Below are 12545 nucleotides of genomic sequence, written 5' to 3'. Positions count from 1 at the left end.
CGGGCACCGGTTCAGCGGAGCACTGCGGAGACGCCCTGGTTCTCGCAGACCGTCCGCCAGACGTCCTTGGCCTCCCAGCCCGCGTCCAGGGCCTGCCGCACCGTCCGCCCGCCCAGCTCGCTCATCACGTGGTCGGTGGCGAAGGACTCCGCGTACGCCTCCCCGAAGTGTGCGTACATCCGTCGCCAGAATTCGGTCAGCCTCATGCCCACCAGTATCCCGGACCGGACCGGAGGCTTCAGGGCGTCCAGTCGGCCGCCTCCAGCGCGTACTCGACCTCCCCGTGCTCCGAGCCCGGGATCGCCTCCGGGTACTCCTCGTGGAAGGTCCGGACGAAGTGGAGCCCGGCCTTCTCCATCACCCGCCGCGAGCCGCGGTTGACCGTCATCGTGTACGCCACCACCCGGCGCACGCCGAGCTCGCTGAAGCCCCGGCGGATCAGCGCCCGGGCCCCCTCGGTGGCGTAGCCGCGGCCCCAGGCCGGCCGGCGCAGCCGGTAGCCGAGCTCGACCTCGCCGCGGTCCCGCCGGTCCGTCGGGCGGAACTCGAACCAGCCCAGGAAGGCCCCGCCGGCCCGCTCCTCGGCGGCCCACCAGCCGAGGTCGCCGTACCGCCGGTAGTGGTCGAAGTAGAGCGGCAGCAGCTCCCGCTCGACCACCTCGCGCGGGGTGGCCCGGCCGCCGGTGAGGTGGCGCATCACCTCGGGGTCGCCGTCCAGCTCCACCAGGTGGTCGACGTCGGCGGGGGTGAAGCGGCGCAGCACCAGCCGCTCGGTGGTGAGGTGGACGGTCATCCCCCGATCCTCGCCCACGGCGCGGCGCCCGTCACCCGATTTTCGGCGGCCCCCAGCCCGGCGCGGGCCCGCCGCTCGGCGCAGGCCCCGCCCGCTCAGTGCGGCAGCGCGAGCGTCCCCGCGCCGTAGTACTGGCGGTCGCCGCAGGCGTACGGGCCGGGCGGGCAGGCGGCGGCCGCGGTGGTGGCCAGCAGGGTCGCGAGCCGGTCCGAGTCCCAGTCCGGGTGCAGCGCGGCGGCCACCGCCACCGCGCCGGTCACATGGGCCGCGGCCATCGAGGTGCCGGCCAGCGCGGCGTACTGGCCGCCGGGCCAGTCGGAGACCACCGCCCCCTGCGGGCCGCCGTCCGGGTCTCCGCCGGGGGCGGCCAGCGAGACCCTGCCGCGCCCGAAGTTGGAGTAGGCGGACGGGTGGCCGTCCCGGTTGACGGCGGTCACCGTGACCACCCCGGGGAGTTCGCCGGGGAGCCGGACGCACTCCGTCCCGACGTAGCGGGTCCGGGCCGGGCCGGAGCTCCGGTCGTTGGGGCTGCGGTCGTCGGTGCGGGCGGCCCCGAGGTCCTGCCCGTCGTTGCCGGCCGAGGCCACCACCACCGCCCCCTTGCGCCGGGCGTAGTCGACGGCCCGGGCGACGGCGGCGGTCAGCGCGGCCTGGTCGCCGTCCTCCGGGCAGTTGTACTTCCAGGGGTCGGCGAAGTAGCTGTTGTTGATCGCCTTGGCACCGTGGTCGGCGGCCCAGAGCATGCCGCAGACGATGTTCTCCGCGTAGTACTGCCCCAGCGGCCCGAGCAGCCGGACGGCGGCGATCCGGGCCCCTGGGGCAACGCCGCTGACGCCGTGGCCGTCCCGGGCCGCGCCGACGATCCCGGCGACATGCGTGCCGTGGCCGCTCTCGCCGACCCCGGGGTCGGGCCGCCAGGCGCCGGTCCGGGCGTCCGGGCGGCCGTCCGCGCAGGAGGCGGAGCTCTTCGGGTCCACGGCCGCGCGCAGGTCCGGATGGGTGTCGTCGACGCCCGAGTCGAGCACGGCGACCAGCACCCGGCGCAGCGCGTCGGCGGAGGGGGCGCCCGGTCCGGTGCCGGGACCGCGCAGCAGGGTGGCGGTGGTGTCGGCGGACGGGCCGCCGCCGCTGCCGAGCATCGCGAGGTTCCAGGCGTCGCGCTCGCCCGGGTCGGCCACGGTGGGGGTGGCGTCGTCCGCGCTGTCCGACCCCGCCCGGTCGCCGCCGGCCCCGGCCCCGGCGCCGAAGTCGCCGGCGCCGTCCAGCGGGCGGGGCGGGCTCGGCACCGGTGAGGTCCGGGTGGCGCCCACCGCGGCCACTCCGGGCCGGTCCCGGACCTTGTCGGCGAAGCCGCCGGCGGCGTACGCGAGGACCGCCCCGATCTGGGGGTACTCCTGGACGACCTGCCCGCCGGCGGCACGCGCCTCGGCACCGGCCCGGGCGGCGCCGGACGCGTCCTGCCGCTCGGCCAGCACCAGGTAGCTGAAGTACTCCCGCCCGGGCCCGGCCACGTACGGGACGGCGCCGCCGACCACCAGCGCGGTGAGCAGCATCGCGAGCAGTGCGCGGACCGGGCCCCGGGTACGGCGCCGGGGGACCTGCACGGGACCGCTGCCGGCCGGGTGCGCCTGCGCCATCGCACGGTCTCCGCTCGTCGGTCCCGGTGGCCGCGGGGGTCCGGCGATCACCGGCGGTCCGATGCCACGAGAGGATCAGGGGTCTGAATTATCACCATATGAGCGGATTATCCTTTCTGCCTTTCCGGTGACCCTCCCGACCCCTCCTGCCCCCTCCTGCCCCGACTTCGCGACGGCCCGGCACCCCGACCCGGCCCCGCGACGCCCCGGCCCCGCGACGCCCCGGCCCCGCAACGCCCCGCCCTCGCGACGCCCCGGCCGACCGGCGCCGCCGCCTCCACCCGCCCCTTGTCAGTGCTACCCGGCACCATGGGGGCATGGCGCCGAAGACCCACCCCCAGCCGCCCGCCGACCCGCTGGCCGGATTCGCCCCGGCCACCCGGGCGTGGTTCTCGGGCGCCTTCCACGCGCCCACCACCGCCCAGGCCGAGGCCTGGCAGGCCATCGCCGGCGGGACGGACGTCCTGGTGGTGGCCCCCACCGGCTCCGGCAAGACGCTGGCCGCCTTCCTCTCCGCGCTGGACCGCCTGAGCAGCACCCCGCCCCCCGCCGAGCCGAAGCGCCGCTGCCGGGTCCTCTACATCTCGCCGCTCAAGGCCCTCGCCGTCGACGTCGAGCGGAACCTGCGCTCTCCACTGGCGGGCCTGCGCCAGGCCGCCGTCCGGCTCGGCCTGCCCGAGCCGGACGTCCAGGTCGGCATCCGCTCCGGCGACACCCCCGCCGCCGACCGGCGCCGCTTCACCACCCACCCGCCGGACATCCTGATCACCACCCCCGAGTCGCTCTTCCTGCTGCTCACCTCCGCCGCCCGGGAGGCCCTGCGCGGCATCGACACGGTGATCCTGGACGAGGTACACGCCGTGGCCGGCACCAAGCGCGGCGCCCATCTGGCGCTCTCCCTGGAGCGGCTGGACGAACTGCTGGAGCACCCGGCCCGCCGGATCGGCCTCTCCGCCACCGTCCGGCCGGTCGAGGAGGTGGCCCGCTACCTCAGCCCGCGGCGCGGTGCCACCGTCGTCCAGCCCGCCGGTGCCAAGGAGTTCGACCTCTCGGTGGTCGTCCCCGTCCCCGACCTCGACGACCTGCCGCCCGCCCCCGCCACCGGCGGCGACACCGACCGGCAGAGCGGCGGAGCCTCGATCTGGCCGCACGTCGAGGAGCGGATCGTCGACCTCGTCCAGGCCCACCGCTCGACCATCGTCTTCGCCAACTCCCGCCGGCTCGCCGAGCGGCTCTGCAACCGGCTGAACGAGATCGCCTACGAGCGAGCCGCCGGCGAGCCGCTCCCCGAGGCGCACGCGCCCGCCCAGGTGATGGCCGAGTCCGGCGTCGCCAGGGGCGCCCCGCCGGTGATCGCCCGCGCCCACCACGGCTCGGTCTCCAAGGAGCAGCGCGCCCTGGTCGAGGAGGAGCTGAAGGCCGGCCGGCTGCCCGCCGTGGTCGCCACCTCCAGCCTGGAGCTCGGCATCGACATGGGCGCCGTCGAGCTGGTCGTCCAGGTCGAGTCACCGCCCTCGGTCGCCTCCGGCCTCCAGCGGGTCGGCCGGGCCGGCCACCAGGTCGGCGCCGTCTCCACCGGCGTCTTCTTCCCCAAGTACCGGGGGGACCTGGTGCAGTCCGCCGTGGTCACCGAGCGGATGCGGGCCGGCCGGATCGAGGCGCTGCGCATCCCGCGCAACCCGCTGGACGTGCTCGCCCAGCAGCTCGTCGCCATGACGGCGCTGGACACCTGGCCGGTGGACGACCTGCTCGCACTGGTCCGCCGGGCCGCGCCGTTCGCCACCCTGCCGCAGTCCGCCTTCGACGCCGTGCTGGACATGCTGGCCGGCCGCTACCCCTCGGACGCCTTCGCCGAACTCCGCCCCCGCCTGGTCTGGGACCGGGTGGCCGGTACCGTCACCGGCCGTCCCGGTGCCCAGCGGCTCGCCGTCACCTCCGGCGGCACGATCCCCGACCGCGGCCTGTTCGGCGTCTTCATCGCCGGCTCCGAGGCGGCCGACTCCAAGGCCGGCCGCAAGGGCACCGGCGGCCGCCGGGTGGGCGAGCTGGACGAGGAGATGGTCTACGAGTCGCGCGTCGGGGACGTCTTCACCCTCGGCACCACCTCCTGGCGGATCGAGGAGATCACCCACGACAAGGTGCTGGTCACCCCCGCGCCCGGGGTCCCCGGCCGGCTCCCGTTCTGGAAGGGCGACACCCTCGGCCGCCCGCTCGAACTCGGCCGCGCGCTCGGCGCGTTCACCCGCGAGCTGGGCGCGCTGGAGCCCGCCGCCGCCACCGCCCGGCTCCGGCAGGCCGGCCTGGACGACTGGGCCGCCGGGAACCTCCTCGGCTACCTCACCGAGCAGCGCGCCGCCTGCGGCCACCTCCCGGACGACCGCACCATCGTGGTCGAGCGCTTCCGCGACGAGCTCGGCGACTGGCGGATCGTCATCCACTCCCCGTTCGGCGCCCAGGTGCACGCGCCCTGGGCGCTCGCGATCGGCGCCCGGCTGCGGGAGAAGCACGGTCTGGACCCCCAGGTCATGCACGCCGACGACGGCATCGTGCTCCGCCTCCCCGACGCCGACCTGCTCGACTTCCCGGTGGAGCAGCCGGCGCCGGACGACGCCCCGGTCGGCGCCGACGCCGCCCTGTTCGACTCCGGCGAGATCGAACAGCTCGTCACCGACCAGGTCGGCGGCTCCGCCCTGTTCGCCTCCCGCTTCCGCGAGTGCGCCGGCCGCGCCCTGCTGCTCCCCCGGCGCAGCCCGGGCAAGCGCACCCCGCTCTGGCAGCAGCGCCAGCGATCCGCGCAGCTCCTGGAGGTCGCCTCGGAGTACGGCTCGTTCCCGATCGTCCTGGAGGCCGTCCGGGAGTGCCTCCAGGACGTCTTCGACGTCCCCGGCCTGGTCGAGCTGATGCGGGACCTCGAATCGCGCGCCGTGCGCCTGGTCGAGGTCACCACGCCCGAGCCCTCCCCGTTCGCCCGCTCGCTGCTCTTCGGCTACGTCGCCCAGTTCCTCTACGAGGGGGACTCCCCGCTCGCCGAGCGCCGGGCCGCCGCCCTCGCGCTGGACTCCCGGCTGCTGTCCGAGCTGCTCGGCCAGGCCGAGCTGCGCGAGCTGCTCGACCCGCAGGTCCTGGCCGAGCTGGAGGCGGAGCTCCAGCGGCTCACCCCCGAGCGCCGGGTCAAGGACGCCGAGGGCGTCGCCGACGCCCTGCGGCTGCTCGGTCCGCTCACCGAGGCCGAGCTGACCGCCCGCGGCGCCGAACCGCTCTGGGCCCTGGAGCTCGAAGCCACCCGCCGGGTGATCGCGGTCCGGATCGCCGGCGAGCAGCGCTGGGCCGCCGTCGAGGACGCCGGGCGGCTGCGCGACGCCCTGGGCACCCCCCTGCCGGTCGGCGTCCCGGAGGCCTTCACCGAGCCGGTCAAGGACCCGCTGGGCGACCTCCTCGCCCGGTACGCCCGCACCCACGGCCCGTTCACCGCCGCCGAGGCCGCCGCCCGCTTCGGCCTCGGCAGCGCGGTGGTCGCCGGCACCCTGCAGCGCCTCACCGCCGCCGGGCGGCTGGTCCAGGGCGAGTTCCGCCCGCCCGACGCCCACCCCCTCGTGCCGGACGCCGCACGCCCCGCCTCCACCGACGGCCACCCCGCCACCGTCGAGTGGTGCGACGCCGAGGTGCTACGCCGACTGCGCCGCCGTTCGCTGGCCGCCCTGCGCCAGGAGGTCGAGGCCGTCCCGCCGCGCGCCCTGGCCGCCTTCCTCCCGCAGTGGCAGCGACTGGCCGGCCACCGGCTGCGCGGCCCGGACGGCCTGCTCCGGGTGGTCGAGCAGCTCCAGGGCACCGCCCTGCCCGCCTCCGCCCTGGAGCGGCTGATCCTCCCGGCCCGGCTCGCGGACTACTCCCCCGGCCTGCTGGACGAGTTGATGGCCGCCGGTGAGATCGGCTGGTCCGGTGCCGGCGCCCTGCCCGGCAAGGACGGCTGGATCGGCCTGCACCTCGCCGAGCACGCCCACCTGCTGCGTCCGGAGCCCGTCCCGCCCGCCGTCACACCCGTGCACACCGCGCTGCTGGAGGCCCTGGCCGGCGGCTACGGGCTCTTCTTCCGCCAGCTGGTCGCCCAGCTCCCCGACACCCCCGAGAACGAGGTCGTCGAGGCCCTCTGGGACCTGGTCTGGGCCGGGTATGTCAGCAACGACACCCTCGCCCCGCTGCGGGCCCTGCTCGGCTCCGGCCGGACGGCCGGCGCGACCGCCCACCGGGTGCCCCGGGCCACCCCGCGCGGGCGCTACGGCGGCGCCGGCCGGGCCTTCGGCCGGGCCGGCGGCACGCTGCGCGGCGGACCGCCGACGGTGGCCGGGCGCTGGTCGCTGCTGCCCGCCTTCGACGCCGACCCGACGGTGCGGGCCACCACCCAGGCCCAGAGCCTGCTGGACCGGCACGGCCTGCTGACCCGGGGCGCGGTGGCGGCCGAGCGGATCCCGGGCGGCTTCGCCGGGGTGTACCGGGTGCTCGCCGCGATGGAGGAGCGCGGCCGGGCCCGCCGGGGGTACTTCGTGGAGGGGCTGGGCGGCGCCCAGTTCGCCATGGACGGCGCCGCCGACCGGCTGCGGTCCGTCAGCGGGCGGCTGGAGCGGGCCCGGGCCGCCGAGTGGCCGGCCGGTCCGGCGGCCGAGCCCCCGCAGGTGCTGGTCCTGGCCGCCGCCGACCCGGCGAACGCCTACGGCGCCGCGCTGCCCTGGCCCGACCCGCCGGGCACTGCGGCACCCGGTGCCGAGCGGGCCACCGCGGCCGGGGAGGCGCCGAAGGAGACCAAGGAGGCCCGGGAGGCCAGGGCGCACCGCCCCGGCCGCAAGGCCGGCGCCCTGGTGGTGCTGGTCGACGGCGAGCTGGGCCTCTACATCGAGCGGGGCGGCAAGTCCCTGCTGGCCTGGCCCGAGGACGAGGCCACCCTCGCCGCCGCGACGGCCGCGCTGGCCTCGGCGGTCCGCGCGGGGGCGCTCGGCAGCGTCACCGTCGAGCGGGCCAACGGCGTGCCCGCGCTCGGCTCCCCGCTCGGCGCCGCCCTGGAGGAGGCCGGCTTCCACCCCACCCCACGGGGCCTGCGGCTGCGGCCCTGACCCGCCCCGGGCCCGGGGAACGGCGGGCGCCCGCCGCCGGGCACGGCGAAGGCCGCGAGGCGGAGAACCACCTCGCGGCCTTCGCACCGCATCACTGCGCTCACCCGATCGGAGGCTCTGCCTCCATCCGGGCCCTCGGCTCACCCGTTCGGCGCGGCTCCGGTCCGGTGGACCAGCGGTCCGCGTGCACCGGGATCAGGCCGAGCCCCCACCCGCCGGCCGCGAGCAGCCCCAGCGCGGCCCCGTCGGCGGGTTGGCCCCGGAGCACCAGCCAGCCGGCGAGAGCGCCCGCCGACATCGGCAGAAGCCTGCGCAGACGCCGGGGAACCAGCTGCCCCAGCCGTATTCGGGCCTCGGCGAACGTCGTAGCTGCCTTCCGCACGACCGGCCTCCTTCGCTCGCCCCGGGCACCAGGCGCCCGGGCGTCGAGGCCAGGTCAGGCGGCGACCACGTCCATCGCGGCGGCCTTGGGCGAGAGGTTCGCCCGGTCGTTGCCGGGGGCGGGCAGCGGTACCGGTTCGAGCACCGGCCTCAGCAGTTCACCTTCGGAGAGGCTGGACATCGCCGCAAGTTCGGCGAGCGAGAGTTCGTCACTGACCTCGCGCATGACCTCGGACATTCGAACGTCGAGTGCGTCGCAGATCGCGGAGAGCAGCTCCGAGGAGGCCTCCTTCTGTCCCCGCTCGACCTCGGAGAGGTAACCGAGCGAAACCCTGGCTGCTGCCGACACCTCGCGAAGTGTGCGGCCCTGGCGCTGGCGCTGCCGACGCAGTACATCGCCCAGTAGGCGACGGAGCAGGATCATCGGTGCCTCCCTCCTCGGACTGCGGATCGAGATGTCACGCCCCCACCGTACCGCCTTGCCCGCTTCGCGTGCGGGGACCATGGTCGTGTTCACTCTGGGCTGCAAGGCTGTCCCCTCCCCTGTTTCGGTGTCGCACCCCGGCCTGCGGGCACCTCGTCGTACCCTCCGTGCGGCACCGGGTCACCGCCGCGCCACTCGTTCGCCACCTGGTTTCTGCCCCAGGACCTCCGATGTAACACGATCCTCCGTCGACCTCATCCCCGTACGCCAGTTCGGCAGATCTCGGTTCGGTGGAGATCTGCGCCGACGGACCGGTCCGGACACCGGGGGCGGAGCCTTCGACGGTGCGGGCCGTACGGCGGGCACCGAGGGTGAGCAGCTGGTCAGTGCGTGGACGCACCGGACGGGAGCCGCCCGACGAGCAGCTCCAGAGCGGCGGTCACCGCTCCGTGACGGATTGTGGCACGGTCCCCCGACAGTCGCGGCGAACTGACCCGACTTCCCCCCGGACCGGCCAGTGCGAGGTGTACCGTGCCCACCGGCTGTCCGTCCTGCGGATCCGGTCCGGCCACTCCGGTGGTCGCGAGCCCGTACGTGGCCCCCAGCAGCCGGCGCACGCCCTCGGCCATCTGCCGGGCCACCAGCGGGTGGACCGGCCCGTGCACGGCCAGCAGCCCCTCGTCGACGCCGAGCACCGAGGCCTTCAGCTCGGTCGCGTACGCGGTGACCGAGCCGCGGAAGGTCGCGGACGCCCCGGGGACGTCGACCAGCGCGGCCGCCAGCAGCCCGCCGGTGAGCGACTCGGCGACCGCCAGCGTGGCGCCCTCCCCGCGCAGCGCGGCGTGCGCCTTCAGCGCCGCCGCCTCGTAAGCAGCTCCGACGTCGCCCGCCCCGGAGTTGCCCGCTCCGACGTTGTCCGCTCCGACGTTGTCCGCTCCGAACCCCACCCCGTCCGCCTCCCTCACCGGCCGGCGCGCTCCGCGGCCAGCCCCTCACGGCGCAGGCGCAGCGCCTGCCCGACGTAGTCCAGTGCCGTCCCGACGGTGAGCAGCACCGCGAGCGCCATCAGCACGGCCCGCGCGGTGGCCAGCCAGCCGGTCAGCTCCAGGACGTACATGCCCACCGCGATGCCCTGGGTGAGCGTCTTCAGCTTGCCGCCCCGGCTGGCGGGGATGACCCCGTACCGGATCACCCAGAACCGCATGACGGTGATGCCCAGCTCCCGGGCCAGGATGACGACGGTGACCCACCACGGCAGGTCGCCCAGCACCGAGAGGCCGATCAGCGCCGAGCCCATGATCGCCTTGTCGGCGATCGGGTCGGCGATCTTCCCGAAGTCGGTGACCAGGCCCTTGCGGCGGGCCAGCTCGCCGTCGAACAGGTCGGTGATCATCGCGACCGCGAACGAGGCCCAGGCCACCGCGCGCCACTTGGGGTCGTGGCCGCCGTCGGCGAAGAGCAGCGCCACGAAGACCGGCACCAGCAGCAGCCGGAGCATCGTGAGCATGTTCGCGATGTTCCAGATTCCCGGCGCCGGCGGGGCCGCGGCCGCCGGTCTGCCCGGGTGAGCCGCGGCCGGAGCGCCGGGCCCCTTGGTCATTCCCCGGCTCCCGGGGCCTGGCCGACCCGGACCTGCTCCAGCGCCTCGGCGATCAGGTCGACGCCCTCGCTGGCGACCACGCGGGCCCGGTAGAACCGGCCGACCTGCGGGTCGGCCACCCCGGTGAGCGTGGTGAGGCCGTCCGTCTCGGGGGCCTGGTGGGCGGCGCGGCCCTCGACCAGGTCGCCGTCGACCGACTCGATCAGCACCTCGACCTCGGTCCCGATCCGCTGCTCGGCCCGCTGGGCGGTCATCTCCTCGGCGAGCCTGGAGAGCCGGTTCAGCCGGTCCGCCACCACGTCCTCGGGCAGCTTGCCGTCGAAGGTCGCCGCCTCGGTGCCGTCCTCGTCCGAGTAGCCGAAGACGCCGATCGCGTCGAGGCCCGCGTGCGTGACGAACCGCTCCAGCTCGGCGAAGTCCTCCTCGGTCTCACCGGGGAAGCCGACGATGAAGTTGGAGCGGGCGCCGGCCTGCGGGGCCTTGCCGCGGATGGTCCCGAGCAGCTCCAGGAACTGGTCAGTGGAGCCGAACCGCCGCATCCGGCGCAGCACCGCGGGCGCCGAGTGCTGGAACGAGAGGTCGAAGTAGGGCACCACGTCGGCGGTGCCGGTCATCGCGTCGATCAGCCCCGGCCGCATCTCGGCGGGCTGCAGGTAGGAGACCCGGACGCGTTCGACGCCCTCGATCGCGGAGATCTCGCCGAGCAGCGTCTCCAGCAGCCGGATGTCGCCGAGGTCCTTGCCGTAGGAGGTGTTGTTCTCGCTGACCAGCACCACCTCGCGGACGCCCTGCGCGGCCAGCCACTGGGCCTCCTGCAGCACGTCGGAGGGGCGGCGCGAGATGAACGAGCCGCGGAAGGCCGGGATGGCGCAGAAGGAGCACCGGCGGTCGCAGCCCGAGGCGAGCTTCACCGAGGCGACCGGGTTGTCGTCCAGCCGCTTGCGCAGGGTGCGCGGGCCGGAGGCCGGGGCGAGGCCCTCGGGCAGGTCCTCGGGGGCCCCGTGGCCCGGCAGGGCGACCTCGGCGGCGGCGGCCTGGCGCTCGACCGGGCTCAGCGGCAGCAGCTTGCGGCGGTCGCGCGGCAGGTGCGGGGCGTGGTGGCCGCCGGACAGGATGGTCTGCAGGCGGTCGGAGATGTCGGAGTAGTCGTCGAAGCCGAGCACGCCGTCCGCCTCGGGCAGCGCGTCGGCCAGCTCCTTGCCGTACCGCTCGGCCATACAGCCGACCGCGACGACGGCCTGGGTGCGACCGTGCCCCTTGAGGTCGTTGGCCTCCAGTAGGGCGTCGACGGAGTCCTTCTTGGCGGCCTCGACGAACCCGCAGGTGTTGACGACGGCCACGTCGGCGTCGGAGGCGTCGTCGACGAGCAGCCAGCCGTCGGCCTCCAGTCGCCCGGCGAGTTCCTCGGAGTCCACCTCGTTGCGGGCGCATCCGAGCGTGACAAGGGCGACAGTACGGCGTTCAGGCATAGGGCCAAGATTAACGCGCGGCCTCCGGTGCCGTTCGCCCCGGAGGCCGCGCGCCTCGGATTACCAGATCTTCACCGGGGCGCACGGCCCCTGCCATCAGCCCGCCTGCGGGTCGCCGGGGGTGTACGTGACGTGCACCACCTGGCCGTTCTTCCCGGCCGGACCGAGATCCTTGCCGTTGACGTACACATGCACGGCACCCGCGTTGCCGATCACCAGCTTGATCTGCTTCGGGTCGGTGAAGGTCTGGTCCTGGCCTTCCTCGATGTTGTTCTGGAACAGGGACTTGCCGCTGCCGTCCAGCGCCGAGACCCAGCTGGTGTCCTTCTCGGCGACCAGCTTCACCGTGACCTTGTCGGCCGGGGCGGCCGCGATCGCCTCGGCGCTGGGCGCCGGGGCCGGCGGCTGGACGCTCGGTGAGGCGACGGGCGCGACCGAGCCGGTGCCGGACCCACTGGGCAGCGGCGCGCTGGCCGAGCCGGTGGTCGAGCCGCCGGTCTTGCCGCTCACCAGGTTGAAGCCGATCAGGGCGACCACCGCGAAGATCGCGGCCACCATCGCGGCCGTCCAGTTCGGGCGGCCGCGGCCGGGCACCTTGATCGGCCCGCTGTCGATCAGCTGGGTGGGCCGCTTGCCGGCGGGGGCCCCGCCGTGCGCGGCGTCGTACCGGGCGACCAGTGCCTCGCCGTCCACGCCGACCGCCCGGGCGATCGCCCGGATGTGGCCCCGGGCGTAGAAATCGCCACCGCATCGGGCGAAGTCGTCCTCCTCGATGGCATGCACGATCGGCACCCGGACCCGGGTGGCGGTACTCACCTGATCGACCGTGAGTCCGGCGTCGATCCGGGCGACGGACAGCACCCGGCCGATGCTCGGGGCATCGGCCGCGTGGTCCGGCTCGCCGGACAGCTCGGCGGAGGACGGAGCGTTCTCGCGATCGGGGGACTTGCCGATGGTCACGGTGCACGCCTTTCGAGCGGATGGCCACCTGCTGGAGAACAGTCTAGGGGCGGAGGAGGATCGTTTCTCAAGCGGAGCAGGACCGAATGCGCACGCCCATCCGGGCACGGTTCCGATCGTCCACTGACCGACAGTCAGGACGGGGGCCGACGAACCCGGAGGCCGCTCTTGCGCCC

10 protein-coding genes are annotated in these 12545 nt (G+C 75.4%); 1 reads left to right on the top strand and 9 read right to left on the bottom strand.

Going from position 1 to position 12545, the window contains the following annotated elements; all coding sequences use genetic code 11:
* Positions 1–11 precede the first annotated feature (11 nt).
* From OG618_RS25235 to OG618_RS25225, 3 genes are all read right to left on the bottom strand, one after another.
* Positions 12–206, bottom strand: coding sequence for a DUF3046 domain-containing protein (locus tag OG618_RS25235; RefSeq protein WP_329489814.1), 195 nt, complete (start codon positions 204–206; stop codon positions 12–14).
* Positions 207–238: 32 nt separating this feature from the next.
* On the bottom strand, positions 239–793 hold the full coding sequence (locus OG618_RS25230; protein WP_329489813.1) for a GNAT family N-acetyltransferase: 555 nt from the start codon (positions 791–793) through the stop codon (positions 239–241).
* Positions 794–888: 95 nt separating this feature from the next.
* Entirely contained in the window at positions 889–2430 is a 1542-nt protein-coding gene (locus OG618_RS25225; protein ID WP_329489812.1) for a S8 family peptidase, read from the bottom strand.
* A 317-nt stretch (positions 2431–2747) separates the two neighbouring features.
* Between OG618_RS25225 and OG618_RS25220 the strand changes: the two genes are divergently transcribed.
* Positions 2748–7535, top strand: coding sequence for an ATP-dependent helicase (locus OG618_RS25220; RefSeq protein WP_329489811.1), 4788 nt, complete (start codon positions 2748–2750; stop codon positions 7533–7535).
* Between the two features lie 100 nt (positions 7536–7635).
* On the opposite strand, the gene OG618_RS25215 is transcribed toward OG618_RS25220, so the two are convergent.
* The 6 genes from OG618_RS25215 to OG618_RS25190 form a co-directional block, all read right to left on the bottom strand.
* A complete protein-coding gene (locus OG618_RS25215; RefSeq protein WP_329489810.1) occupies positions 7636–7917 on the bottom strand; it encodes a hypothetical protein in 282 nt (93 codons plus the stop codon).
* A gap of 54 nt (positions 7918–7971) precedes the next feature.
* Complete coding sequence (locus tag OG618_RS25210) at positions 7972–8340, bottom strand: helix-turn-helix domain-containing protein (protein ID WP_329489809.1); 369 nt, start codon at positions 8338–8340, stop codon at positions 7972–7974.
* Positions 8341–8723: 383 nt separating this feature from the next.
* Entirely contained in the window at positions 8724–9194 is a 471-nt protein-coding gene (locus OG618_RS25205; protein ID WP_329492264.1) for a CinA family protein, read from the bottom strand.
* Between the two features lie 107 nt (positions 9195–9301).
* A complete protein-coding gene (gene pgsA, locus OG618_RS25200) occupies positions 9302–9940 on the bottom strand; it encodes a CDP-diacylglycerol--glycerol-3-phosphate 3-phosphatidyltransferase (RefSeq protein ID WP_329489808.1) in 639 nt (212 codons plus the stop codon).
* Positions 9937–11409: a 30S ribosomal protein S12 methylthiotransferase RimO gene (rimO, locus tag OG618_RS25195; RefSeq protein ID WP_329489807.1), complete on the bottom strand. Its 1473-nt coding sequence runs from the start codon at positions 11407–11409 to the stop codon at positions 9937–9939. The genes pgsA and rimO overlap by 4 nt, the downstream gene beginning before the upstream one ends.
* Before the next feature lie 96 nt (positions 11410–11505).
* Complete coding sequence (locus tag OG618_RS25190) at positions 11506–12369, bottom strand: helix-turn-helix domain-containing protein (RefSeq protein WP_329489806.1); 864 nt, start codon at positions 12367–12369, stop codon at positions 11506–11508.
* Positions 12370–12545 lie beyond the last annotated feature (176 nt).

Origin of the sequence: Kitasatospora sp. NBC_01246, from assembly GCF_036226505.1 — a bacterium.
Taxonomy (GTDB): Bacteria; Actinomycetota; Actinomycetes; order Streptomycetales; family Streptomycetaceae; genus Kitasatospora.
This window is presented reverse-complemented; position numbering and strand designations above follow the sequence as displayed.

Bases quoted from the DNA above. Each gene is read 5' to 3' on its own strand.
- OG618_RS25220 (WP_329489811.1), top strand. From the start codon at position 2,748: ATGGCGCCGAAGACCCACCCCCAGCCGCCCGCCGACCCGCTGGCCGGA.
- rimO (WP_329489807.1), bottom strand. From the start codon at position 11,409: ATGCCTGAACGCCGTACTGTCGCCCTTGTCACGCTCGGATGCGCCCGC.
- OG618_RS25225 (WP_329489812.1), bottom strand. From the start codon at position 2,430: ATGGCGCAGGCGCACCCGGCCGGCAGCGGTCCCGTGCAGGTCCCCCGG.
- OG618_RS25230 (WP_329489813.1), bottom strand. From the start codon at position 793: ATGACCGTCCACCTCACCACCGAGCGGCTGGTGCTGCGCCGCTTCACC.
- pgsA (WP_329489808.1), bottom strand. From the start codon at position 9,940: ATGACCAAGGGGCCCGGCGCTCCGGCCGCGGCTCACCCGGGCAGACCG.
- OG618_RS25235 (WP_329489814.1), bottom strand. From the start codon at position 206: ATGAGGCTGACCGAATTCTGGCGACGGATGTACGCACACTTCGGGGAG.
- OG618_RS25210 (WP_329489809.1), bottom strand. From the start codon at position 8,340: ATGATCCTGCTCCGTCGCCTACTGGGCGATGTACTGCGTCGGCAGCGC.